Here is a 25,235-nt window from a genome sequence, read left to right as displayed (position 1 = left end):
TCACCTCCTTCGAGGGCCCGGCGCACAGCGACGGGTTCGAGGGCTCTCTCAACGCATCTTCGGGCCGGATAGCCGGTTTTCCCACTCTTGAGCGTGCAAAAGATATTGATCGTGAGGGTGTCGTCACTGGGCGACGTCGTTCACAACATGCCGGTGATTGCCGACATCCGACGCCGCCATCCCGAGGCTCAGATCGACTGGCTCGTCGAAGAAAGCTTCGTGGGGCTCGTGCAACTCGTGAGCGGCGTGCGGCGGGCCATTCCGGTGTCGCTGAGGCGCTGGCGCAAACGCATTCTGTCGCTCGACAACTGGCGCGAGATCGGCGCCTTCCGCCGTGCGCTCGCCGCCGAAAATTACGATCTCGTGATCGATTGCCAGGGGCTGATCAAGACCGCGTGGGTCGCGAGCATGGCGCGCGGGCCGCTGGTCGGCCTCGCGAACCGTACCGAGGGCGCGGGCTTCGAATGGCCGGTGCGCTTCTTCTACGACAAGCGCGTGCCGATCGAGCCGCGTACACATGTGGTGGAACGCACGCGCCAACTGGTGGCCGCGGCGCTGAACGACCCGGCGCCGCAACCCACCGACGACATCGACTTCGGTCTCGACACCGGCCGGGCAGCGCTGGCGTTGTCTGAAGCGAACCTGAACCTGCCGGTGCCGTACGTCGTGTTCGTGCACGCCACCTCGCGCGCCGACAAGCAATGGCCGGATACCGCATGGATCGAACTGGGGCAGTCGCTGGTGCGGCGCGGCGCGTCGATCGTGCTGCCGTGGGGCAGTGAGGAGGAGCGCGCCACCAGCGAGCGCCTCGCCAAAGAATTCGGCGCCGCGGCCATCGTGCCGCCGAAGCTCTCGTTGCCGGCCGTGGTCGGCCTGATCGAAGGTGCGGCCGCGACGGTCGGAGTTGACACAGGTCTCGTTCACATCGCCGCGGCGCTGAAGCGCCCGACCATCGAGTTGTACAATTTCGCCACCGCGTGGCGCACCGGCGGCTACTGGTCGCCGAACGTCGTCAATCTCGGCACGGCCGGACAGCCGCCCACGCTGCAACAGGTGAAGTCGGCACTCGCGGGCTTCGGCCTGCTGTAACACGTCCGGGGCGCTTCGCCTTGCGCTCCAACCGTTTTCAAGGGCGACCATGAACGAAACCCAGATCATCGAAGTAGCGAACGCCGACTGGCACGGACGCAATCTGTCCGTGCCGCGCGAGACGCTGCTCGCCGGCGTCGAACGCGGCAAAGTACTGTATTTCCCGAATCTGCGCTTCGCGATCGAAGGCGGTGAACAGGCGCTGCTCGACCCCGCGCTTGCCGACCCGAACCGCAAGAACATCAGCCTCGAACCGAATGGCGGCGCGTTGCACGGCGTGGCCGGCGACGCCGTTACGCAATCGGCGGTGCGCGCGTTGATCGCGCGTTATCAGGCCAACGCGCGCACGCTGGTCGACGGGCTCTTTCCCGAATACAACGGCAGACTGCGCGTGGCGCCGACCAGCCTGCGGCTGCATCAGGTGGAAACGCGCGAGACCTCATGGCGCAAAGACGACAGCCGTCTGCATGTAGACGCTTTCCCGTCGCGGCCGAATTACGGCGAGCGCATTTTGCGCGTGTTCACCAACGTCAATCCGCATGGTGCGCCGCGCGTGTGGCGAGTCGGCGAACCATTCGAAGACATGGCCAAACGCTTCCTGCCGCGCATCAAACCGCAGATGCCGGGCTCGGCATGGCTGCTGAACCTGCTGCACGTGACCAAATCGCCGCGCAGCGAGTACGACCATCTGATGCTGAATCTGCACGACGGCATGAAAGCCGATCTCGAGTATCAGAAGTCGAGCCCGCAGGAGACCATGCCGTTTCCGCCCGGCAGCGTCTGGGTGTGTTTCTCGGATCAGACTTCACACGCGGTGATGTCCGGCCAGTTCATGCTGGAGCAGACCTTCTTCCTGCCGGTCAAGGCAATGGCGCAGCCCGAATGCGCGCCGCTCGGGATTCTCGAACGCCTCAAGGGCAGGGCGCTGGTTTGAGCGCCGCGGTCCAGTTGCGGGTTTTCCGATCGCCGGTTTCGCTCAGCGCGCCGGCTCGCGCTTTCAGACTGGCGGAGCGCCAATGCTGAGGGCGATCTATCAAGCACTCTGGTGGATCATCGCGCCGCTGGCCGTGTTGCGTCTGTTGATCCGCTCGCGCAAGGAACGTGGCTATCGCGAGCATATCGGCGAGCGTTTCGGCTATTCGCGCGGCCGGCTGCCTGAGGACAACGCGCCGTTGATCTGGGTGCACGCGGTGTCGGTGGGCGAGACGCGCGCCGCGCAACCGCTGATCGACGCGCTGATGAAGGCGCGTCCCGACGCCCGCATTCTGTTGACCCATATGACGCCGAGCGGGCGCGCCACCGGCGAGCAGATTTTCGGCGACCGTGTTTTGCGCGGCTATCTGCCGTACGACATGCCGCACGCGGTGCGGCGGTTTTTGCGGACGTGGCGGCCGTCGCTCGGTCTGGTAATGGAAACCGAAGTGTGGCCCACGCTGATCGACGAATGCCGTCGCGCGGACGTGCCATTGGTGCTGACCAATGCGCGGATGTCGGCGCGCTCGTACAAGCGCGCGGCCAAGTTCGGCAATGCGACCAAAGACGTGTTCGGCGGCTTTGCACGCGTGCTGGCGCAAAGTCCGTCGGATGCCGAGCGGCTGACCGCGCTCGGCGCGCGCAATGCGGCGGTGCTCGGCAATCTGAAATTCGACATGACCACGCCGCCGGAGTTGGCGGCGCGCGGGCATGCGTGGCGTGCGGCGATCGGCGCGCGTCCGGTGTGGGTCGCGGCCAGCACGCGCGAGGGTGAAGAGGAACTGGTGCTGCAAGCGTTCGCGGCGCTCGGCATGAAAGAGGCGCTGCTGATTCTGGTACCGCGTCATCCGCAACGTTTCAACGAAGTCGCGGGGCTGGTCGAGAAGGCCGGGCTGCGGCTCGAACGGCGTTCGACGTGGGCGCCGGATGCGAAGGTGGCGTCGGCGGCACATGCGAGCGGCGGGGTGGCGGCTTTGCCCGCGGGCGTCAACGTGCTGCTCGGCGATTCGATGGGCGAATTGGGCGCTTACTATGCCGCTTCGGATCTGGCGTTCATCGGCGGCAGTTTGTTGCCGTTGGGCGGGCAGAATCTGATCGAGGCGTGCGCGGTCGGCGTGCCGGTGCTAATTGGGCCGCACGTGTTCAACTTCACGCAGGCCACCGCCGATGCCGTGGCGGCGGGCGCCGCCGTGCAGGTGCAGGACCCGGCCGATCTGGCGCGGGCATTGCGTGAGTTGTTCGGCGATAAGGCCCGGAGGCTGGCCATGGGTGGCGCGGCCTCGGCGTTCGCCGCGCGCCATCGCGGCGCGACCGCGCGAACCGTGGATGTGTTGATGGCGTTGTTGCCGGAAGTGGAGTGAGGAAGGCCGACCGTGAAACGCGGCGCTGGGTTTATCGCTTCGAGCGTCGATAAATAATATATTCTCCGAAGGTCGGGCCGGTCTGTTTCCAGCCCTGTGACTCAAACGCTTTATCACCGCCTGCAATGACGCTTCTCACCGACCTCGGTTTTCAATGGGACCGCACCGCGATTCCGCAAGACATTCCGACTCATTCGATCAAACGGGTCTGCTTCCGTTTTCATCGAATGCTGCCGGAATTCGTGTGGGATGCGAGTGTGCTCGAAGGCAATCCTTTTACGTTTCCAGAGGTCAAGACGCTGCTTGACGGCATTACTGTCGGTGGCCGGAAGATTTCTGATCAGGAGCAGGTTCTGAACCTCGCGGAGAGTTCAAAGCACCTGCTCGCGATCGTGCAGAACGGGCGGTTTGCACTCGACAAGACCACGTTCTGCGACTTGCATCGCCTTGTCGCGCGTAACGAGGCTCTCGAGTGGGGCGTCTTCCGCGGGGAGGGGGAGGAAACGCGATACACGCCCGACGTCGCATTGGGCGAGGCAGGACGCCATACTCCATTAGCGACATTGCCGGGTGCGCCGGAACTCAACCGCGTTTTTTCCGCGGGCACGCGTGCACTGACTGATCACGTCTCCAACGCCTTTGAGCGCGGTTGCGCTTTTTTCCTCTTCGGCGCGTTGCAGCAGTTCTTCTTCGACGGCAACAAACGCACCTCACGCTTCATGATGAACGGCGTGCTGATGGCGAACGGTATCGACGCGATCAGCGTCCCCGCGCAACGTGCGGCCGACTTCAACGAAAAAATGGTGCGTTTTTATCTATCGAAGGACGGCTCCGAAATGATGGCATTCCTGCTTGAATGCCATCCGGGCGAGTGAAGCTTCACACCTTCAACAACCCCTTCTTCTCGATAAACTTCACCACCTCATCCAACCCGTCGAGCGCCTTCAGATTGGTCATCACGAAGGGCCGCTCGCCGCGCATCTTCTTCGCGTCCGAGGCCATTACTTCGAGATTCGCGCCGACCATCGGCGCGAGGTCCGTCTTGTTGATCACGAGCAGATCGGACTTGGTAATGCCGGGGCCGCCTTTGCGCGGAATCTTCTCGCCGCCCGCCACGTCGATCACATAGATCGTCAGGTCCGACAGTTCCGGACTGAACGTCGCCGCGAGGTTGTCGCCGCCCGATTCGATAAACACGATATCCGCATCCGGAAAGCGCGTCAGCATACGGTCGACAGCTTCGAGATTGATCGAGGCGTCCTCGCGAATCGCCGTATGCGGACAGCCGCCCGTTTCGACGCCCATGATCCGCTCAGCGGGCAACGCGCCGGCCACGGTCAGCAGACGCTGGTCTTCTTTCGTATAGATGTCGTTGGTGATGGCGACGAGGTCGTACTGTTCGCGCATCGCCTTGCAGAGCATTTCGAGCAGCGTGGTCTTGCCCGAACCGACCGGACCGCCGACGCCCACGCGCAGCGGCGGCAGTTTCTTCGTGCGGACGGTCGAGTGGGCGGAATGATGAGGTGCGTTCATGATGGATCGTGTTATGAGCGAAAGAGTCGCGAATACTGCGACTCGTGGCGCGCCGACAGAATGCCGAGCTGCGGCGCGAAGGTGTTGATGTTCTCGGGCGATGTGGCGAGAGCGCGCGTCACGGCGGCGTCGATTGGCTCGCGCAGCGCGACGATGATGCGTTGACCGGCGAGCTGTCCCAGCGGCACGGCTTTCAATGCGGCGGCCGCCTGGTTTTCGACCCAGCTGAAGGCGTAGGCGGCGAGGGCGGCATCGACGGCTGCGTCGTGCGCGTAAGCGGCGAAAGCGAACGCGGTGGGCTGCGCGAGCGGTGTCATCGAGGCGAGCGTCGCGCGCCGGTCAGCGTCGCCCCATTCGAGCGACGCGCACAACTGCCGCAACGACCAGCCCATCTGTTCCGTTTCGCGGCGCAATTCCGCGGATTCACGGCTTGCGAGGAATTCGCTGTTGGCAACGCGCAAGCCTTCGGCGTCATGCGCGCGCCAGCGCTCCATCTGATGCGCGAGGAACGGCAGTTCGCCATGCGCGAGCACGTCGGTCAAGCCGCTGACGATCCACGCGCGGGCGGAATCCGCATCGGTGATCAACTGCGCTTCGATGGCGGCTTCGAGACCCTGCGAGTAGCTGAATGCGCCGATCGGCAACGCCGGTGACGCCAGATGCAGCAGCGCCGTCAGTTCAGCGATGCGCATGATGATGGTGATGTCCGTGGCCGCACGATTCGTCGTGGACGTTATCGCCGTGATCGTGGTCATGATCGTGCGCATGGTCATGGCCGTGATCGTGCGCATGCGAATGCTCATGCGCCGCGTGACTATGCCCATGTTCATGGTCATGCGAATGCTCATGCCCATGATGCTCGCCGAACACCTGCTGCGCGAGCGCGTAGTCTTCGGCAAAGGTCTCGTCGTGACCATGTTTATGGCCGCCGCCATACGCGCCGGATTCCGGCTGGAATGGCATCGAAACCTGATCGACCGTTGCGCCGATGCGCTTGAGCATATCGGCCAGCACCGGATCGTATTCGAGCTTCAGATAATCGGTGCCGACTTCCACCGGCGTATGACGATTGCCGAGGTGATAAGCGGCGCGAGTCAGAGTCAGCGCATCTTTCGCGCGCACGTAGAGGACCGTTTCAGGTGCCGCGACGACGCGCACGAGGCCGCCGTCGTCGGCGATCAGCACGTCGCCGTCTCGCAGCACGGTGCCGCGCGGCAACACCAGCGCGACTTCTTCGCCGCTGTCGAGCGTGGCCGCGAGCCGGCTCTTGCGCCGGTCGTCGAACGCCAGCGTCAAGGTCGGCGCGCGCTTCACCAGCACGGGCGCGAGCTTCAGATGCGGCACAATCAGTTTGTCGATGGTACGCATGGTCAGAACAGGAAGTAGCGTTGCGCCATCGGCAGCACGGTGGCCGGTTCGCAGGTCAGCAACTGACCGTCGGCGATCACCTGATAGGTTTCCGGATCGACGCTGATCGCCGGACGCCACGCGTTGTGGATCATGTCTGCCTTCGAAATGTTGCGGCAGTTCTTGACCGCAACGATACGCTTGTTCAGACCATAGCGTTCGGCGACGCCGGCGTCCGCGGCCATCTGCGAGACGAAGGTGAGCGACGTGCGCCCCAATGCGCCGCCGCGCGTCGCGAACATCTCGCGATAGTGCACCGGCTGCGGTGTGGGGATCGACGCGTTCGGGTCGCCCATCTGCGCCATCGCGATCATGCCGCCCTTGAGAATCAGCGACGGCTTGATGCCGAAGAACGCCGGCTCCCAGAACACCAGGTCGGCCCACTTGCCCGGCTCGATCGAGCCGACTTCATGCGCGATGCCGTGCGTGATCGCCGGGTTGATCGTGTACTTGGCGACGTAGCGCTTGGCGCGGAAGTTGTCGTGCCGCGCGTTGTCTTCGGGCAGCGCGCCGCGTTGCACTTTCATCTTGTGCGCCGTCTGCCACGTGCGAATGATCACTTCGCCCACCCGGCCCATGGCCTGCGAATCCGACGACAGCATGGACAGCGCGCCGAGGTCGTGCAGGATGTCTTCGGCGGCGATGGTCTCGCGGCGAATGCGCGATTCCGCAAAGGCGATGTCTTCCGCAATCGACGGATCCAGGTGGTGGCACACCATCAGCATGTCGAGATGCTCTTCGAGCGTGTTGACGGTGTAGGGGCGCGTCGGATTGGTCGAGGAGGGCAGCACGTTCGCTTCGCCGCATACCTTGATGATGTCCGGCGCATGGCCGCCGCCCGCGCCTTCCGTGTGATACGTGTGGATCGTGCGGCCCTTGAACGCGGCCACGGTCGCTTCGACGAAACCCGCTTCGTTCAGCGTGTCCGTGTGAATCGCGACCTGCGTGTCGGTGTCGTCCGCAACGGAGAGGCAGTTGTCGATCGCGGCAGGCGTCGTGCCCCAGTCCTCGTGCAGCTTCAGCCCGATCGCGCCCGCGGCGATCTGCTCGAGCGCCGGTTGCGGCTGGCTCACGTTGCCTTTGCCGAGAAAGCCGAGGTTCATCGGATAACCGTCGGCCGCTTGCAGCATGCGTTCGAGATGCCACGGACCCGGCGTGCAGGTGGTTGCGTTCGTACCCGTGGCTGGACCCGTACCGCCGCCGAGCATCGTGGTCACGCCGCTCGCGAGCGCTTCTTCGATCTGCTGCGGGCTGATGAAGTGAATGTGCGTATCGATGCCGCCCGCCGTCACGATCAGGCCTTCGCCCGCGATCACTTCGGTGGAGGCGCCGATCGCGATCGTCACGTTCGGCTGGATGTCGGGATTGCCCGCTTTGCCGATCGCGGCGATGCGGCCGTTCTTGATGCCGATGTCGGCCTTGACGATGCCCCAGTGATCGAGAATCACCGCATTCGTCACGACGGTATCGACCACGTCGGCATGCACGCGTTGCGACTGGCCCATGCCGTCGCGAATCACTTTGCCGCCGCCGAATTTCACTTCTTCGCCGTAGGTGGTGAAGTCGCGCTCGACTTCGATCAGCAACTCGGTGTCGGCGAGGCGCACGCGGTCGCCGGTGGTGGGGCCGAACATTTCCGCGTATGCGCGGCGGCCAATGCGTAATGTCATGGTGTGGGTCCGGAAATGAGCAGGGCGGTTCAGGCGAAGGAGCGCGCGTGGCGCATCACAGCTTGCCCATCACCTTGCCGTTGAAGCCGTAGACGACGCGATCGCCCGCCAGTTCGACCAGTTCGACGGTGCGCTCCTGACCGGGCTCGAAGCGCACGGCGGTGCCCGCCGCGATGTTCAGGCGAAAGCCGCGCGCAGCCTCGCGATCGAACGCGAGTGCCTCGTTCACTTCGTAAAAGTGATAGTGGGAGCCGATCTGCACCGGACGGTCGCCGGTATTCGACACGACCACCGTGACGGTCGCGCGGCCCGCGTTGAGCTCGTGTTCGCCGTCGTCGATGAGGAGTTCGCCGGGAATCATCTGGGCTTGCCTTATGGGATGGATGATCTCTGTGATCAGGGAATCGGGTGGTGAACGGTGACGAGCTTGGTGCCGTCGGGGAACGTCGCTTCGACCTGGATGTCGGGAATCATCTCGGGCACGCCTTCCATGACGTCGTCACGGGTGAGCAGCGTGGTGCCGTAGTGCATCACTTCGGCGACGGTCTTGCCGTCGCGCGCCGCTTCCATCAGCGCGGCGGTGATGAAGGCGATCGCTTCCGGGTAGTTCAGTTTGAGGCCGCGTGCGCGGCGCCGTTCGGCAAGCAGCGCGGCGGTGAAGATCAGCAGCTTGTCCTTCTCGCGAGGTGTCAGCTTCATCGAATGTATGCGTAGGGTTGCAACGGTTGTGGCGGCGGTCCTCGTCGGGACCGGCTGCGACAATGATAGGCGCTGCGCGTCATGGCTGCGATCAGGTGCGAGGCACGGGATGCGTCCATGACGAATGCAATGCCGGATAAGCCGGTCACGGTATCAATTTCGCCTAACGGCACGCTTACAGATCGGTCGGCAGCGGCGCGCTGAACCACTTCTTCGACATCGTGTTGAGCGTGCCGTCCTGCTTCGCCTGTGCGATGGCCGCGTTCACTTTTTGCTGCAGGCGCGGCTCGTTCTTGTTCATGCCGACGAAGCACGGCGAATTCTTGATGACGAACTTCGGTTCCGGGCGGCGCGGCGGATTCTTCGCGAGGATCGCGGCCGCGACGATGTTGCCCGCGGCGATCAACTGCACCTGGCCCGAGAGGAACGCGGCGATCGTTGCGTTGTTGTCCTCGAAGCGCTTGATGGTCGCGTTCGGCGCCATTTGCGTGAGACCGATCTCTTCCAGCGCACCGCGGGTTGCGCCGACTGTCTTGCCGGTCAGGTCGGCGGGGCCGCTGACCTTGATGTCGGCGGGACCGAACACGCCCTGGTAGTACGGCGCATAGGCCGTCGAAAAATCGATCACCTTCTCGCGATCCGGCGTTTTGCCGAGCGACGAGATCACCAGATCGACCTTGCCTGTTTGCAGATACGGAATACGGTTGGCGCTATTGACCGGCACGAGTTCGAGCTTCACGTTCATCGACTTCGCGAGCAGGGCGGCCGTGTCGATATCGTAGCCTTGCGGCTTCATGTCCGCGCCGACCGAACCGAACGGCGGATAGTCTTCCGGCACGGCGACTTTCAGCACGCCGGCCTTGGCAATGTTATCGAGTGTGTCCGCGTGAGCGGCGGGCGCTTGGATGGCGAGGGTGGGCGAGAGCAACAATGCGGCGAGCCAAGCGCGACGCGCGGGGCGGAGAGTCGATCGTGTCATGTTCTGTGAGCGGAGGTGGTGGTAGCGAGCCGGTCGGCTGCCGTCAGGGTGCGGCAGCATCGTGGGGGATTTTTATGCAAGGTATGTGCCATGGCGGTGCAGCATAGGCTGGCGGCCGACGGAATAACGGGCGCACGTAATTGAAGCGGCGCGACGCGCCAAATTGGTGCAAACCTCGTCTTACGAAGGTGAAAGGCGGCGAGCGCAATGATCACGCGCTGCACATGCTCGATGCTGCGACGACTATCCCGATGACGCAAGTCACGCACGCGACTTGACCGCCTTGCCTGGACTCTGCGCCGCGAGCCCCGAAAACTGCGCGTCCTCGCCCGGTGCCGCCGCCGGCTCCCCGAAGCCTGCCCAGGCGGCGATTCCCAGGCGTCGCGTCACTAGATACATCGCTACCGGCACTGTGAGACCGGTCGCAATACCGAGCACAACGTGGACAACCGGCTGACTGATGCCGAGCGCCAGCAACGCATTCCAGGTCGAGGCGATTGCCAGCACATGCAGCAGATAGACCGGCTTCCACGACGAGCCGAGCGAGACGATCCAGCGCGAGCTGCGCCATAGTCCGAGGCATCCTCCTACCGAAATGGCCGCGGCGATACCCAGGAAACTCGCTGGCAGCGAGTATGGGTTCATGTAGTCGCCAAAGCGTTGTCCTACGATAGCAGCGGCTGCAAAGGCAATTGCCGTTGCCGGCGCGACGAGAAGGCCGGGCGTGCGCTTGCCATGCCGGTTCCATCGGGAGCCGAACAGCACGCCGGATAGAAAGAACACAAGGCCCCAACACGTCATCGTGACGATGCCCCAGTGACTGCGCGTGGCGACTATCGCGCCGACAACGATCAGTGCGGAAATCAGACAGCGATTCGCCACCGTCAAGGCGTGCCGGGATGTGCTGGACCGTGGCCATACGGTGAGGCACGTCACGATCTGGCAGACGAAAAGCGCGTAGAGAAACCAGAATTGTCCGACGGGCGCCCATGCCAGACGAGTCAATTCGATCTGCTGGAGCGCGTACCCTCGAGATTGAGCCACGAACCACTGCACGCCCGTCTGCACTATCGACCAAAGCAGATAGGGATAGAGAACGGTCAGGGCAACTGATTTCAGGAACCGGCCGCGTGAGTGCTGCAAACACGCAACCGTACCCAGGCCGAGCAGGAAGAAGAGCGTCGGGTATCCAAGCGTGCTCGCGGCGTACTGAACGACCTTCAGGAGGCGGGCTACATGCCCATCCTGCAGAAAACCGGCATCGCCGACTCTGCGAATGGCATCGGCGCACACGATCGCAGTGATGGAAATTGCCATGCCGCCTCTGATGCGCTCGTCTCTCACCATTTGCTCGATCGGATTCATATTTGCGCGCAATGCGGGCGGTTCTTCGGGGCGTGCTAAAGCTGCACGTCGAAGATCACGCACCAGTTGTCCAGACGCATCGATTCGCGGCCGTCGTTAAACCGGATCGCGTCGCCCTGTGAATCTCGCAGATTGCCACGCGGGCCGTACCGGCTGCCCGCGACGCCGACACCATTGAAGGCGTACTCCACGTGCGTACCGGCGGGGATCGGTGATTGGGCGGCAATTCGTACCTCGTCGGGTCCGGTGATGGATACCGAACGGATCGGCAGCAAGTTACCCGAAGGCAGGCGCAGTGCGAAACCGTAGTCCGAATTGCCGGCGACTTGCGTCGTGTCCCACCTGAGTGGCGGCGCGGGGACATTGAAGCGCAGCGTGGCCGTGGTGCCCTCGCGTTGCCAGGTCAGCGGCTCGAGGGGTTTCCACGTCTCGCGGTCGATCAGAATCCGCTTCAGGACCAGGCCGTAGTAGGCGCCCATCCATTCGGTGCTGCGATTGTCCGTGTGTCCGCCGTCCACGTATCGAAAGAGATACATTGGCACCGCCAGATGGATGTGCGGATCTTCGTGGCTGGCCGCGAGGAGGGCGAGCGCGATATGCGGGTACTGCTGATCGAAACGGCGATTCGTGGCCACTTGATAGGTGATCATCTCGACGTCCTGCTTCTGTCCGGTCAGTGCCTTGGCGTTCCGATCGACGTCGGCCCGCAGGGTCCTGAGCTTTGCGACATAAGTTGGAATGGATGTCTGGCTGGAATCATCGGCTTCCCCTTGCGTCCATGTGATTGCGCCGACGCCGTACGTCTTGCCTTGGGCGTCCGCAAGCCGTTTTCCCTGAGCGATGTCGCGCAAGAGCCGTGTGTAATAGCGTCCTGGTGCCGACAGCGTCGCAATGTCCATGGAGCCTTCACCTGGTGCCGACCCAACGAACTGGTAGGGAAGCTTTGCGTGATCTTGCAGGTTCTCCTGTTCGATCAACTGCGTGGCCATATTCAGCGTCCCGCTGGTGGGCGTCTCGGCTTTGTCGCCCCATTGAGTCTCGATGAGCGGCACGAACTGCCTGTACGCAACCTCGACGCCTCCGTCCTGGACGCCGTCTTGAGCGCGCACGCCGCCAATGAAGCGCAGTGACGAATAACGCTGATGGATGGACAAAACGGGCTTGTTAAAAAAGCCCTGGCTGAGCGATTGGCCGTAGGTAATGACGTGTGTGATGTCCCAGGGTGCTGCGCCGTGCGGAATCCATGTCGAATAAGCGGGCTCGATGCGACCATCGCCGGAGCCGGACTGCGTTGTGTCGAAGATAGTCGTTGTGGCCTGCGCGCTTGCGGCTAACACTTTCTGGACTACCCAGCCGCCGGCAGAAGACGAGAGAATGAAATGGACCTGACGGCCGGGGCGCCCATCGGCGTTCTGGATCACCACGCTCGCCTGAGAGCCGTCGACTTGCACATGGTAGGTTTCGGGCAGCGCCGTCAAACGCTCGCAGGCCGTGGCAGTCGACACATGCAAAAGCTGTTGAAACAGACCTTTCATATCCGCGAGGGCGGCGGCTCCGGCGCCGCATGTTGCGCGCTTATATCGCCACAGCGGGTCGAACTTGTCTCTCCACGCGTGCAGAGCGTTTTCGATGCCGGGATTTTCAGCAGAAATGGCGACGCGACTATCCTGCTGCGAACAGGCGCAGCATACGATTGTTAGCAGGACGAGGAATACGACACGCATGGGTTCATCCTTAGCGTTCAACTGCGCGAACGATTGTAGGAGGATTGCCTCATGCGCTCTGTGCGACCACGCACCTAGGAGCCCGAATGGACAGCAGAGGAGCCCCGATGAAAGAAACGGACTCAACCAAAGACGACCGCGACGGCGCGCGCAGCGCCGCCGGAAGAATGACTGCTGTGTCACAGACGGGGAATGTGCGAGAACCCAGATTCCAGATGCACCACTACCGTGGCTGCGCGGGAGACCCGCTTATAAGCTGGCGGTTCAAAGCCGCTTTCTTTGCTTACTTTCTTTGCGGCGGCAAAGAAAGTAAGTGCCGCCCCGCACAGGGGCAACGCTAATAGACCGCGAAGAAATCAAGAAAGGCCCAAAAACCAAAAAAACCCACCAAATTCAAGTCGCCCAAATCCGCAAAGGCACAGCCCCAACCCCATGCACGACCGGCCGCAACTGAAGCCAGCACTGAGTCAAAGCCTGCTGCAGCGTCTCCATAGACCGCGAGACAGCGCGCACGATCACCACCCCTGAGGTCACACAAGAAGCCGCACCTCTAAGCGAGCCACTAAACGACAACTGAGCGGTCAAAGCTTCAGCGAGCGCATCATCGCAAGCCGCGCCGACCGCCCAAAGCGTTCCATAAGCAGGAAATCCGGCGAGCCCCTGAGCCGCATCGCGCAGCGAGTCATTCGCCGAGAGGCTGGCCCGCTCGAGCCAAAGCAACTCGCCGTTAGCGCCAACGATCCGCGACAGCGAACGCAAGCTCCCTTGTGACCACCGCTCACCGGCAGCCTGCCGTCCGAGTTGAGTTGCATCCCATCCCAAAGCCGTGGCACCCTCACCGAGCGTCAACGAAAAATCCAGCTTCGCATTAGCCTGATCGAACACGATATTGTTTTGCGGCAGCCAATCGAGCTTCGCCCGCGCGCCGACACGCACATCGATATGCTGTTGCGCTTCACGCCCATTGGACTTGTACCACTTGGTCGCCCCAGGCGTGGTAATGACAGCATGCGCTGCGTCGCCAACCGCAACATCAATAGCGAGCTCATCACCGCCCGCGATCCCACCAGGCGGATGCACGATCACCGCATGACAAACGCCATATCCTTCCGGATAGAGCGGCCTTTGAACCCGCAAAGGCCCATCATGCAGCCGATGCTTGAGCGTAGTCCGCTCGCCATCCCTGACAAAACCGAGTTCAAGGCGCGCGCGCCATTGCGAATGCGCGCCGGCTTGCGCGATAGCGAGGGTAGCGTGATTTTCGTGAAGCGACATGCGAATGAAATGCGACCAGACGGAGAACAGCAAAACGTGCCTGCGCACGTCAGACAGCGCTCAACCACGCTGCCACAGGATGCGTCGAGAATAGCACGCGCGGTGCGTGACGCCGCTCACACGGCGATCAGCGTGCGCACGCCATCGGCATCCATATTGGCGCCTTCGCCGCCCGCGATGATCTCGCCGCGGCTCATCACCCAATACCGATCCGCGATCTCTTTGGCGAAGTCGTAATACTGCTCGACGAGCAGCACCGTCATGCCCATTTCCTCGACCAGTTGACGCAGCGTGCGGCCGATATCCTGAATGATCGAAGGCTGAATGCCCTCGGTGGGCTCGTCGAGAATCAACAGTTGGGGATCGCTCATCAACGCGCGGCCAATGGCGAGCTGTTGCTGCTGCCCGCCGGAGAGATCGCCGCCGCGCCGGTTGCGCATATCCTTTAACACCGGGAACAGTTCGTAGATACGATCCGGGATCTTCTTGGGCGCCTTCTTGCTGGCGGCGCCCACCAGCAGATTTTCCTCGACGGTCAGCCGCGGAAAGATATCGCGGCCTTGCGGCACATAAGCGAGGCCTTTTTCCACGCGCGAGTAGGTCGGCAGTTTGGTGATCGGCGCGCCGCGCCAGGCGATCGAGCCGCTTTTCGTCTGCACGACGCCCATCAGGCAGCGCAGCAGCGTGGTTTTACCCACGCCGTTGCGGCCGAGCAGGACAGTGAGTTTGCCGTCGGGCACGGTGAGCTTCACATCGCGCAGGATGTGGCTGCCGCCGTAGTACTGGTTCAGGTTTTCTACTTCTAGCATGTCCGTTCGACCCTTTGTTTCACCGTCCCGTTTGCGAGACCCGCTTCACCGGCCCAGATAAGACTCGATGACCGTCTCGTCGCGCTTCACTTCGTCGAGCGTGCCGTGAGCGAGCACACGCCCCTCGGCCATCACCGTCACCTTGCCGGTCGAGCCTGATAGCGCCGCCACGAACTCCATATCGTGCTCGACGACCATCATCGAGCAGGTGCCGCGCAGATGATTGAGCAATTCGGCTAACTGCATGGTTTCGTCGTCGGTCATGCCGGCGGCCGGCTCGTCGAGCAGGAGCAGCGCCGGTTGCTGCATCAGCAGCATGCCGATTTCGAGCCGTTGCTTCTGGCCGTGCGACAGTTCGCCGGCCAGACGCCGCGCCTCGCTCTCGAGGCCGATCAACGCCAGCGTCTCTTCAATGCGCGCCTGTGCCTCGCGGTCGAGCCGCGCGCGTAGCGACGCCCACCAACCCTTGTCGGCCTTCATCGCCAGTTCGAGGTTTTCCCACACGGGATGCTGTTCGAACACCGTGGGTTTCTGAAATTTGCGGCCAATGCCTGCACGCGCGATGGACGGCTCGTTCATGCGCGTCAGATCGATCGACTGGCCGAGAAACACCTTGCCGGAATCCGGCTCGGTCTTGCCGGTGATGACGTCCATCATGGTCGTCTTGCCGGCGCCGTTCGGACCGATGATGCAGCGCAATTCGCCGGCGTCGATCGTCAGCGTCAACGCGTTCAATGCACGAAAACCGTCGAAGCTCACGGTCACGTCTTCGAGATACAGGATCGTGCCGTGCGACACGTCGATCTCGCCGGGCACGACCGCGCGGCCCATGCTCGCCACACCGCTCAACGAGGTTTCAGCGGGATCTTCCGGTAACGCCAGATCAGGAACCATCGGGTTTTCGTTCATGAGCGGTTCCTTTTGCGCGTCACGAGTTCGATCAGCCCCATGATGCCGTTCGGCAGGAACAGCGGGACCAGCACGAAAATCAGACCGAGAAAGAACAGCCAGTATTCAGGGAAGTTCGCCGTAAAGAAGCTCTTCGCGCCATTCACGGCGAAGGCGCCGATGATCGGGCCGATCAGCGTGCCGCGTCCACCCACGGCAACCCAGATCGCCATTTCGATCGAGTTGCCCGGCGACATCTCGCCCGGGTTGATGATGCCGACCTGCGGCACGTACAGCGCACCGGCGATGCCGCACAACACGGCGGACACCGTCCACACGAACAGCTTGTAGGCGAGCGGGCTGTAGCCGAGGAACATCAGGCGCGTTTCGCCGTCGCGCACCGCGGTTACCACGCGGCCGAGCTTCGAGGTGACGATGGCGCGCGCGCCGAGGAACGCGAGGATCAGCACGGCGAACGTGATCAGCAGCAGGGCGGTGCGCGTGCCCGGATGCGTGATCGGAAAGCCGCCGATGCGCTTGAAGTCGGTAAAGCCGTTATTGCCGCCGAAGCCCGTCTCGTTGCGATAGAACAGCAGCATCGCGGCGAAGGTCATGGCCTGCGTGATGATCGACAGATACACGCCCTTCACCCGCGAGCGGAACGTGAAAAAGCCGAACACCCACGCGACCACCGCCGGCACCAGCACCACCAGCAGCAGCGCGTAGCCGAGATGCTGCGTGCCTTGCCAGTACCACGGCAGTTGATGCCAGTCGAGAAACACCATGAAGTCGGGCAAGTCGCTGCCGTATTTGCCTTCGTGGCCGATCGAGCGCATCAGATACATGCCGATCGCGTAGCCGCCGAGCGCGAAGAACAGCGCGTGCCCGAGGCTCAGAATGCCGCAGTAGCCCCATACGAGATCGAGCGCCAACGCCGCGATCGCGTAGCACATGAACTTGCCGGTGATCGTCATCGCGTACGCGGACAGATGCAGCGCGCTCGTCTCCGGCACCACCAGCGTGGCAAACGGCACGCCGAACCCGAAGACGATGATCAACGCGATCAGCGCAAGCCACGCGCGCCGCGACAGCAGCGCGGGGCGTGGCGGCAGGCCGAGCGCGAAGCCCGCTTGCGCTTCGCGACCGGCGAGCGCGCCGCCGCCGCTTGCGCCGACGTGAGCCGATGAAGTTGCAGATGTCATCTCATGCCTCCGCGCTACGGCCCTTGAGGGCGAACATGCCCTGCGGACGCTTCTGGATGAACAACACGATCAGCACGAGTACCGCGATCTTCGCGAGCACCGCGCCCCAGAACGGTTCGATCGCCTTGCTGATGAGCCCGAGGCCGAAGCCGCCGATCACCGTGCCGGCCAACTGGCCGACGCCGCCCAGCACCACGGCCATGAACGAATCGATGATGTAACTCTGGCCGAGGTCCGGTCCGACGTTGCCGATCTGCGAGAGCGCACAGCCGCCCAGACCGGCAATGCCCGCGCCGAACGCGAACGCATACGAATCGACCCGTGCGGTCTTCACGCCGACACAGGCCGCCATGCGCCGGTTCTGCGTCACGGCGCGCACGAACAGGCCGAGCCGCGTCTTGGTGAGCACGGCCCACGCGATGCCGACCACGATCAGCGAGAACGCGAGAATCGCCAGCCGGTTGTACGGCAGGATCAGATTGGGCAGCACGGTGACGCCGCCGCTCATCCACGCCGGGTTGACCACCTGCACGTTCTGCGCGCCGAACAGCATGCGCGTCGCCTGAATCAGGATCAGGCTGACGCCGAAGGTGGTCAGCAGCGTTTCGAGCGGGCGGCCGTACAGATGCTTCAGCACCAGCCGTTCGAGCACGATGCCCACCAGCCCCGCGGCGACGAACGAGGCCGGAATGGCAAGCAGCGGATACCAGTCGAACGCGCCGGGCGCGAAGCGCTGAAAGAGGTTCTGCACCACATAGGTCGCGTACGCGCCGATCATCAGGAATTCGCCGTGCGCCATGTTGATCACGCCGATCAACCCATAGGTGATGGCAAGGCCCAGCGCGGCGAGCAGCAGCACGCTGCCAAGCGAGAGGCCCGCGAACAGCGTGCCGGCGATCTGGCTGCGGCGCTGGATCGCGTCGAGTTCGTCAATGCCGCTTTGCGCGGCGGCGCGCACGCGGTCGTCGGCTTCCACGAAGGTGCCGTCCGGCTTCTTCGCGACGATCGGCCGCAGCAGCTCGTTCATGTCGAGGTCGTGGCGCGCGGCGACCAGTTGCACGGCTTCGAGGCGCCTGGCGGGGTCGGCGTCGTGCAGCGCGGTCATCGCCCACAAAGTGTCGAGGCGCTTCTTCAGCGCGGGATCGGTTTCCTTTGCGCGAGCTGCGTCGACGAGCGGTTTGATCGACGGATCCGGGTTCTGCAGCAGCGCGATGATCGCGGCTTCACGTGTCGCCTTGTCCGGCGAATCGAGTTGCAGGCCCGACAGCGCGCCGGCCACTTTCGAGCGCAGCAGATTGTTCAGCGTGACCGGCTGGGCATCGCCCGCGGCGACGGTCTTGCCGGTGACCGCGTCCTTCGCGGTGTCGCCGTCCTGCAGCAGCACGGCGCCCGAATCGGTGGCGAGCGCGCTGTCGTCGGACAGCGCCTTGAGCACCGCCATCGACTCTTTGTCGTGATTGGCGATCAGTTTGTCGATGGCGGCGGATTTCGCATCGAAGTCGTCGCCGGCAAGCGGCGCCACATCGGCTTGCGTCAGCGCGAAAGCGCTCAGCGGTGCGCCCGCGAGGAGCACGAGCGCGACACCGGTCACGCCGCGCTGCGCGAGCCGCAGCGACAGTTTTTGCGCCAGTGTTCGTGTGGACCTGAGAAATGAGAACGCCATGGTGGCCTTTGAAGAAAAACCGGCGGAGCGGCGCGGCATGTGGGCAAGCGCCGCAGCTGCGCCGTCGAATTGCCGCGCGCGAAAGTCGTGCCGTCGGGACGGCGGATCACGGCACGAACGCAGGCGCGGTCGGCGCGCCTGTCGCGGGATTGCATCGGCGTGCCATGCCGGCCGACGTCGCCGTCACGGCACGCCTTCCTGTCAGGCGACGCGCGAACGCTTCAGGAACGCCGGGATCGAGCTGACCACGTCCGGCTTGCTCGAATTGCCGGCAATGAACGGGCTCCACGGCTGCGCGCGAATCGCGGTCTTGGTCCGCCACACCACGTTGAACTGGCCGTCGGCGCGCACTTCGCCGATCATCACCGGCTTGTGCAGGTGGTGATTGCCGTCCATTTCGAGCGTGAAGCCCGAAGGCGCCGCAAACGTCTGGCCGACCATCGCCACGCGGACCTTGTCGACTTCGGTGCTCTTGGCCTTCTCGACCGCCTGTTTCCACATATGGATGCCGACGAAGGTCGCTTCCATCGGGTCGTTGGTCACGCGCTTGGTGCCACCCGGCAGGTTGTTCTGCGCGACCCATGCGGCCCATTGCTTCTTGAACTTTTCGTTGGCCGGGTTGCGCAGCGACATGAAGTAATTCCACGCCGCGAGGTTGCCGACCAGCGGCTTCGTATCGATACCGCGCAACTCTTCCTCGCCGACCGAGAAGGCGACCACCGGCACGTCAGACGCCTTCAGCCCCTGGTTGCCGAGTTCCTTATAGAACGGCACGTTCGAGTCGCCGTTCACCGTGGAGATCACCGCGGTCTTGCCGCCTTGCGAGAAAGTCTTGATGTTCGCGACGATGGTCTGGTAGTCGCTATGGCCGAACGGCGTGTAGACCTCCTGAATGTCGGCTTCCTGGACGCCCTTCGACTTGAGGAACGCGCGCAGGATCTTGTTGGTCGTGCGGGGGTACACATAGTCGGTGCCCAGCAGGAAGAAGCGCTTGGCGCCGCCGCCTTCCGCGCTCATCAGATATTCGGTCGCCGGAATCGCCTGCTGATTCGGCGCTGCGCCCGTGTAGAACACGTTGCGCGACATTTCTTCGCCTTCGTACTGGACCGGGTAGAACAGCAGGCCGTTCAGTTCCTCGAACACCGGCAGCACCGATTTGCGCGACACCGAGGTCCAGCAGCCGAACACCACGGCGCACTTGTCCTGCGTGATCAGCTGACGCGCTTTCTCGGCGAAGAGCGGCCAGTTCGATGCCGGGTCGACCACCACCGGCTCCAGTTGACGGCCCATCACGCCGCCGTTCTTGTTGATGTCCGCAATGGTCATCAACGCGGTGTCTTTGAGGGAAGTCTCCGAGATCGCCATCGTGCCCGACAGCGAATGCAGGATACCTACCTTGATCGGGCCGCTACCCGACTGCGCATGGGCGAACGGAACCTGACCAGCAAGCGCCAGCGCGCCCGACATGGAGCCGAACTTCAACAGACTGCGACGTTTCATGTATATCCCCTTGCCATTGATGGTGACTGTTTATGGGCGTCGATTTCAGCCAGCAGGGCTTATCCCGCATGACTTGCCGCTTGTGTACTGCAAGCCACATGCCATGCAGTAAATTCGACTCGAAGGTCGTGCATGGCATGCTGCATCGCGGCTACCGGCTGGCCGGTTCATGCGGATTGCGGCGCGAAATTGGTGCAGGATCGAACCATGCGCCTCGTTCAGGTGCGCGCCGCGCCGCAACGAAGCGTGCGTATCCGCCAACGGGCGTCGACGGTGCATCTGCGCCGCGCCTTTGTGCATGCGCCGTCGCGCTATACAGGCGATATCCTGGCGTTCTCGCCGCCGTTGATCGTCGAGGAGGCGCAGATCGGGGAGATCCTGTGGGGCGGTGGCCGAGGTGTTGAGGGAGGTGGACTAGTAGCGCGGCGTTTCGGAGACCGCGGTATGAAAGAAGGCCGGCGATTTGCGGGGCGCCAGCCTTATCGATTAGATCGCCGAGTTCAGAACGCGACGAAGGGGCCAGTCTGCGCGCCGACCTGGGTGCCGTTCAAAGCGGTGTAGACGTCGCGGCCGAAGAAGAACGGCAGGCCCCAGATAAAGTAACTGGAAAGCGACGTATAGACGGCCAGATCGTCATGCGCTGCGTATTGGCCGTTCATCAGGTTCGCCGTATTGGCTACCTGGAACGGTACGGTTGCGGACGCCGCCGCTCCGCTGTTGGGTTTGAGTATGGCGGACAGGCTGAGTGCGGTCGACGGCGTGTAACGTCCCCACGAGTCGAACGGGATCGAGCGATCCTGGAAAGTGTTCGTGTTCGACCCGCTATCCATCACCCCCCTTCCGAACAGCGAGCCCTTGTACGCCGTCGTGAAGAAGCCGTTGCCGTCGAGCGCAATGATATTGGCATTCGACGACAGCCTGTTGTTCTGTTGCGTGCCAATGCCGAACACCAGTTCGCCGGTGGCGCTTGGCTGGCCGCCCGCAGGCAGGGCAGGCAGACGGATGATCGTGCCGTTGTTGTCCGAAGTGAAGTTGGCGACGGGGTTCATGACCTGCGTGTCGAGCGGCACGCGTGTGCCTTTGCACGAACCCGTGGACGGACAGTAGTAGTAAGTGGCCGACAAGGCATATTGGGCCGCGAGCGGAAAGTCGCGTACCGCGGAACTGATGCCGACCACGCCATTGGCGCCGAGATCGGTCACCGTGCCGATGTTCCCGAGCCCCACCGATGCGCAATCGGCGGGCGTGGCATACGCGCTGTCGCCGATCACCTGGATCGGCAGGTTGCCTGCTGCCTTGGCGCCGATCGTTACGTCGGCGCGCCTGATCGGCCCCCACGCATAACCTGACGCAAACTGCGCGCATTGGGCAATCGGGGCTGCGCTGGTGGGATCGTCGGTGGCGCCGGTTTGCGCCGGCAAACGACCCGAGAGCGCCGGGCCCAACGCGCTCGCCAGCACACGCACGCCTGCCGAACCGGTGTCGACCAGCATGTGGTCGATCGTTGCGCATTGGCTCGCGCCCTGCACACTAGGGATGCAGATGGTGACGGTTACGTAGGGCTGGTTGGCGTAATTTCCCGTCCATCGTTCGACGGTGATCGGGACGGTGTTGACGTCGGCCGATGGCGATGGCGTTGGCGATGGCGATGGCGATGGCGTCGGAGTTGGAGTCGGAGTTGGAGTCGGAGTCGGAGTCGGACGCGGCATCGGAGTGGGCTTCGGCGCGGGCGTCGGTGCCGGGCTGGGAGTCTGCGTGGGCGTTGGGCTCGAAGCGGAGCTCGGCGAAGGCGCGGGACTTGGCGTCGGCGCCGGATTTTGTGCAGGCGACGGAGCAGGGCCCGGCGTCGGCGAGACCGGCGCCGGGTTGCCCTTGTCCTGCATCGCATTCGAGTCACTGCTGTCGCCACCACCTCCACCGCCGCAGGCGGACAGAACGACACTGGCAGTCAGGATGGCGAAACAAAGGGATTGGTTGAGTGTTTTCATGTTTCTTGTGATTCGTGGCTCGACCCGCTGCTTCATTGCAGATCTTCCACGCGAACATTGGCGGGGACGAGGCGCGGCAGGAATGCCTTGCCGGACGCGTGCCCCGGCGCGCCTGCCGACTCGATCTGGAAGTCGCCATTGCGCTCGATCAACGGACCCGTGCCGCGAGCCCGCACTGCGCTGGCGGCAACCGCGCTGGGGAAATAGCTGCCGAGCAACGCGCTCATATCCGGCCGCACCGGGCCGTCCCACGTGACCGCAAACACGACGTTCGACGGCAGCACGTATTCGCGCACCGTCACACCATTGGGGTCACGCGACGGGCGCACGGTATAAGGCATGGAAGCGGAAGCAGCGTTAGAGCTCGCCGCGCGGAGCAACGGTTGCGGCGTCGCCCCTGCATTGGGCGCACCGCCCAACGCCGCATAAGACGCGAGCGGTAACAGTGCCGCAGCGGCCAGTGCGACCTTCACAAAATTCATCACATTGCTCCACGAAAACAGGTCGGAGCATGGTGCCAGCGGGGCGTTATTGGGATTGCCGGAAAAGTCTGAATGAAAAATCGGAAATGGCGTAAGGAGGCGCTACGCGAGAGCAACGCCTCCTGTCTCAGTTGGCTGCTCAGTCGTCAGAACGCGACGAACGGCCCAGTCTGGTTGCCGACCTTCGCGTTTCCAATCACGGTGTAGACGTCGCGGCCATAGAAGAACGGCAGCCCCCACAAGAACATATTGTTGTGGCTATTCGAGAAGTACTGACCAATGTTGTTAAACGCTGCGTAACCGCTCGCCATGAGACTGGCGGCGTTGCCGACCGAAAATGGCATCTGGAGCGGCGAGCCTTTTCCGTTGGTGGGGTCGATGGTGGCGCTCAGGTTCAACGTGCCCGTCGGCGTGTATAAGCCGGCGGCGGATACGGGGATGGCGCTATCGGGGAAAGCGTAGCTCAAGGTGCCGCTGTCGATCGCGCTGCGATTGAACACGCGCCCCTGGTACTGGGTCGTGAACGTGCCGTATTTGTCCACTGCAACGACCGTGGCATTGGCCGGCAACGCATTGTTCGGCTGCGTGCCGACGCCGAACACCAATAGACCCGTAACGCTGGCCTGGCCGCCAGCCGGCACGGCAGGCAGGCGGATGACCGTGCCGTTGTTGTCCCTCGCGAATCCCGCAACCGGGTTCATGACTTCCTGGCTCGCCTTCACGCGCGTGCTGATGCAACGGTTTTGCGACGGGCAGTAATAGTAGTTGCCGGGTATCGCGGTGGTTACGGCGTCCGCGGAATCGCTCGTGAAGTTGTCGATGCCGAGAATGCCGTTCACCCCCATGGCGTCGAGGGCGGCGCCCATGTCGCCGCCGCCGTGCGCGACACAATCGTCGGGGACGGCGAACGCACCATCGGAGATCAGCTGGATCGGAATATTACTCGCCGTCTTGCTGCCGATCGTAATGTCCGCGCGTTTGACCGAACCCCACGTGAAACCCGAGGCAAACGGCATGCATTCGACTATCGGCGCGGAGCCGACCGGATCGTCGACCGCGCCCGCTTGCGTGAGCAACTGAGGCGCCAGCGTGGGGAGTGCGCGGGCTGCAATGCGCACGCCGGTCGAGCCGGTATCGACCAGCATCTTGTCGACGCTCACGCACTGGCCCGCGACCTGCGCGCTCTGGGCGCCCGGCACGCAGACCGTAATCGATGCGAACAGCCGGTTCACGTTGCCCGTCGAGGCGTCGACGCTAACCGGCACCGTGTTGTCGCCGGTGGCCGGGGGCGTCGCGTTACCCGAATTGCCGGAGTTGCCGGAACCGCCTGAGCCGTTCGGTGGTGGGATCCAGTCAGGGGTGGCGTTCCAGCCGATCGAGTTGCCGCTCTGGTTGCCGCTGGCGTTTCCGCCGCCGCCGCATGCGGAAAGCGCGACTCCCGCAATGGCCGCCGCCAGGCAGAGTGTCTTCTTCAATGTGTTCATGGTTTGTTTTCTCATAGCTCGACGCGTGCCCTATTGCAGATCGCCCGGACCGACGCCGGCGGGCATCAGGCGAGGCAACCAGGCCATGCCGCTGAAGCGCCCGAGGCGGCCAGTGGACTCGACCCGGAAATCGTCGTTGCCGTCGACCAATGGCCCGGTGCCTCGCGTGCGGCTTTGCGCGGCGTTGACGAAGTTCGGGAAATAGCTGCCGAGCAGCGCTGCCATATCAGGACGAATGGGACCGTCCCACGAGACCGCGAACACGACGTTGCCGGGCAGGACGTATTCGCGAAGGGTCACGCCGTTGGCGTCGATTGACTGGTGCAGGGAGTAGCGCGCTGCGTTCGCTGGTTGAACTGGCGTCGCGACGGCGGACTGCGGTACGGCGCGCAGCAGTGGCGCAGAGGATGTGCCGGCGGACGGCGCACCGCCCAACGTTGCATGCGAGATAAGCGGCAGCAAGGTTGCGGCCAGCATCGCGATCTTCAAAAATCTCATCACATTGCTTCCCCAAAAAAGGTCGAAGCATGGTGCCTGTGAGATGTTCAGGAAACCGTATGAAATTTCCTAAGAGAACGCGCGAAGCAGCGCAATGAAAGCGTGACGTTAGCTCTGCGCCAAAGGGTGCAAGCTGGAAGCGGGGAAAGCGGGAGAAGCAAAAGAAGCGCACAAAGGCCGTTGGCCCGTCCGCGTAACGCGAAAGCTCGCAAGCCAGTATTAGAGCAGCCGTTCCTCACGGCCGCACTAACACCTCATTGCGGCTGATTGATCAGTAGGTCGGAACGGACGGATCCACCTGACGCGACCACGCGTCGATTCCGCCTTGCAGATTGAACACGTTGGTATGGCCGCGCGACTCGAGGAACATCGCGACCTGGGCACTGCGCGCGCCGTGGTGGCAGACGCAGACGATTTGCGCGTCGTCGTCGAGTTCTTCGCTGCGCGCGGGAATCTCACGCATGGGGATCGACACGGCGCCGGCGATGGACGCCGTCTGGATTTCCCACGGCTCGCGCACGTCGAGCAGGACGGGCGCGGGACGCGAGGTGTCGGCGAGCCATTCGGCGAGCGCCGGAGCGGTCAGGTTTTGCATCAGCAGGACATCCAGTTCAATTCAGAGGACGGCGGCCATGCCGGCCGTCCGG

24 protein-coding genes and 1 pseudogene are annotated in these 25,235 nt (G+C 63.4%); 5 read left to right on the top strand and 20 right to left on the bottom strand.

Annotation, left to right across the window (positions count from 1 at the left end):
• Positions 1–87: 87 nt before the first annotated feature.
• From waaC to BLW71_RS11800, 4 genes are all read left to right on the top strand, one after another.
• Positions 88–1,089 (top strand): lipopolysaccharide heptosyltransferase I, encoded by a 1,002-nt coding sequence (gene waaC / locus BLW71_RS11815; RefSeq protein WP_091796493.1) that lies wholly within the window; start codon positions 88–90, stop codon positions 1,087–1,089.
• 49 nt (positions 1,090–1,138) lie between these two features.
• Positions 1,139–2,023 carry a Kdo hydroxylase KdoO gene (kdoO, locus tag BLW71_RS11810; protein WP_091796492.1) on the top strand — a complete coding sequence of 295 codons (885 nt, stop codon included), beginning with the start codon at positions 1,139–1,141 and terminating at the stop codon, positions 2,021–2,023.
• 82 nt (positions 2,024–2,105) lie between these two features.
• A complete protein-coding gene (gene waaA / locus BLW71_RS11805; RefSeq protein ID WP_091796491.1) occupies positions 2,106–3,422 on the top strand; it encodes a lipid IV(A) 3-deoxy-D-manno-octulosonic acid transferase in 1,317 nt (438 codons plus the stop codon).
• Between the two features lie 257 nt (positions 3,423–3,679).
• Positions 3,680–4,297: a Fic family protein gene (locus tag BLW71_RS11800; RefSeq protein ID WP_286161981.1), complete on the top strand. Its 618-nt coding sequence runs from the start codon at positions 3,680–3,682 to the stop codon at positions 4,295–4,297.
• A gap of 4 nt (positions 4,298–4,301) precedes the next feature.
• Here BLW71_RS11800 and ureG read toward each other — a convergent pair whose 3' ends face one another.
• From ureG to urtA, 15 genes are all read right to left on the bottom strand, one after another.
• Positions 4,302–4,955 (bottom strand): urease accessory protein UreG, encoded by a 654-nt coding sequence (gene ureG, locus BLW71_RS11795; protein WP_091796489.1) that lies wholly within the window; start codon positions 4,953–4,955, stop codon positions 4,302–4,304.
• An 11-nt stretch (positions 4,956–4,966) separates the two neighbouring features.
• The gene (locus BLW71_RS11790; protein ID WP_091796488.1) at positions 4,967–5,647 is read right to left on the bottom strand and encodes an urease accessory protein UreF; all 681 of its coding nucleotides are present in this window, start codon (positions 5,645–5,647) and stop codon (positions 4,967–4,969) included.
• Complete coding sequence (ureE, locus tag BLW71_RS11785) at positions 5,634–6,323, bottom strand: urease accessory protein UreE (RefSeq protein WP_091796487.1); 690 nt, start codon at positions 6,321–6,323, stop codon at positions 5,634–5,636. Before ureE ends, BLW71_RS11790 begins: the two co-directional genes overlap by 14 nt.
• Positions 6,324–6,325: 2 nt before the next feature.
• On the bottom strand, positions 6,326–8,032 hold the full coding sequence (gene ureC, locus BLW71_RS11780) for an urease subunit alpha (protein ID WP_091796486.1): 1,707 nt from the start codon (positions 8,030–8,032) through the stop codon (positions 6,326–6,328).
• A gap of 55 nt (positions 8,033–8,087) precedes the next feature.
• A complete protein-coding gene (locus BLW71_RS11775; protein ID WP_091796485.1) occupies positions 8,088–8,393 on the bottom strand; it encodes an urease subunit beta in 306 nt (101 codons plus the stop codon).
• 35 nt (positions 8,394–8,428) lie between these two features.
• Positions 8,429–8,731, bottom strand: coding sequence for an urease subunit gamma (gene ureA / locus BLW71_RS11770; protein WP_011487082.1), 303 nt, complete (start codon positions 8,729–8,731; stop codon positions 8,429–8,431).
• A 175-nt stretch (positions 8,732–8,906) separates the two neighbouring features.
• Positions 8,907–9,710: a transporter substrate-binding domain-containing protein gene (locus BLW71_RS11765; protein WP_091796484.1), complete on the bottom strand. Its 804-nt coding sequence runs from the start codon at positions 9,708–9,710 to the stop codon at positions 8,907–8,909.
• 261 nt (positions 9,711–9,971) lie between these two features.
• Positions 9,972–11,027, bottom strand: coding sequence for an acyltransferase family protein (locus BLW71_RS11760; RefSeq protein ID WP_286161980.1), 1,056 nt, complete (start codon positions 11,025–11,027; stop codon positions 9,972–9,974).
• An 83-nt stretch (positions 11,028–11,110) separates the two neighbouring features.
• Positions 11,111–12,799 (bottom strand): hypothetical protein, encoded by a 1,689-nt coding sequence (locus BLW71_RS11755; RefSeq protein ID WP_091796483.1) that lies wholly within the window; start codon positions 12,797–12,799, stop codon positions 11,111–11,113.
• Positions 12,800–13,192: 393 nt separating this feature from the next.
• Entirely contained in the window at positions 13,193–14,074 is an 882-nt protein-coding gene (locus BLW71_RS11745; protein WP_091800739.1) for an urease accessory protein UreD, read from the bottom strand.
• Positions 14,075–14,190: 116 nt separating this feature from the next.
• A complete protein-coding gene (gene urtE / locus BLW71_RS11740; RefSeq protein WP_091796481.1) occupies positions 14,191–14,883 on the bottom strand; it encodes an urea ABC transporter ATP-binding subunit UrtE in 693 nt (230 codons plus the stop codon).
• A 45-nt stretch (positions 14,884–14,928) separates the two neighbouring features.
• Positions 14,929–15,792 (bottom strand): urea ABC transporter ATP-binding protein UrtD, encoded by an 864-nt coding sequence (gene urtD / locus BLW71_RS11735; protein ID WP_091796480.1) that lies wholly within the window; start codon positions 15,790–15,792, stop codon positions 14,929–14,931.
• On the bottom strand, positions 15,789–16,973 hold the full coding sequence (gene urtC, locus BLW71_RS11730) for an urea ABC transporter permease subunit UrtC (RefSeq protein WP_091796479.1): 1,185 nt from the start codon (positions 16,971–16,973) through the stop codon (positions 15,789–15,791). The genes urtD and urtC overlap by 4 nt, the downstream gene beginning before the upstream one ends.
• Position 16,974: 1 nt before the next feature.
• Complete coding sequence (gene urtB, locus BLW71_RS11725; RefSeq protein ID WP_091800736.1) at positions 16,975–18,636, bottom strand: urea ABC transporter permease subunit UrtB; 1,662 nt, start codon at positions 18,634–18,636, stop codon at positions 16,975–16,977.
• Between the two features lie 201 nt (positions 18,637–18,837).
• Complete coding sequence (urtA, locus tag BLW71_RS11720; protein WP_091796478.1) at positions 18,838–20,136, bottom strand: urea ABC transporter substrate-binding protein; 1,299 nt, start codon at positions 20,134–20,136, stop codon at positions 18,838–18,840.
• A gap of 309 nt (positions 20,137–20,445) precedes the next feature.
• On the opposite strand from urtA, the pseudogene BLW71_RS42210 reads away from it, so the two are divergent.
• Positions 20,446–20,554: pseudogene (locus tag BLW71_RS42210) on the top strand (aminotransferase class III-fold pyridoxal phosphate-dependent enzyme); the annotation flags it as partial.
• Positions 20,555–20,636: 82 nt separating this feature from the next.
• Here the strand turns inward: BLW71_RS42210 and BLW71_RS11715 are convergent.
• From BLW71_RS11715 to BLW71_RS11695, 5 genes are all read right to left on the bottom strand, one after another.
• Positions 20,637–21,845 carry a DUF3443 domain-containing protein gene (locus BLW71_RS11715; RefSeq protein ID WP_286161979.1) on the bottom strand — a complete coding sequence of 403 codons (1,209 nt, stop codon included), beginning with the start codon at positions 21,843–21,845 and terminating at the stop codon, positions 20,637–20,639.
• Positions 21,846–22,156: 311 nt separating this feature from the next.
• Positions 22,157–22,606 (bottom strand): DUF2844 domain-containing protein, encoded by a 450-nt coding sequence (locus BLW71_RS11710; RefSeq protein ID WP_091796477.1) that lies wholly within the window; start codon positions 22,604–22,606, stop codon positions 22,157–22,159.
• 146 nt (positions 22,607–22,752) lie between these two features.
• Complete coding sequence (locus BLW71_RS11705; RefSeq protein ID WP_091796476.1) at positions 22,753–24,105, bottom strand: DUF3443 domain-containing protein; 1,353 nt, start codon at positions 24,103–24,105, stop codon at positions 22,753–22,755.
• 15 nt (positions 24,106–24,120) lie between these two features.
• Positions 24,121–24,588: a DUF2844 domain-containing protein gene (locus BLW71_RS11700; RefSeq protein WP_091796475.1), complete on the bottom strand. Its 468-nt coding sequence runs from the start codon at positions 24,586–24,588 to the stop codon at positions 24,121–24,123.
• 271 nt (positions 24,589–24,859) lie between these two features.
• Positions 24,860–25,183 (bottom strand): rhodanese-like domain-containing protein, encoded by a 324-nt coding sequence (locus BLW71_RS11695; RefSeq protein WP_091796474.1) that lies wholly within the window; start codon positions 25,181–25,183, stop codon positions 24,860–24,862.
• Positions 25,184–25,235: the final 52 nt, after the last annotated feature.

This window comes from Burkholderia sp. WP9, assembly GCF_900104795.1.
Classification (GTDB): Bacteria; Pseudomonadota; Gammaproteobacteria; order Burkholderiales; family Burkholderiaceae; genus Paraburkholderia.
The sequence above is the reverse complement of the archived record's forward strand: the minus strand, read 5'-3'. Positions and strand labels throughout refer to the sequence as shown.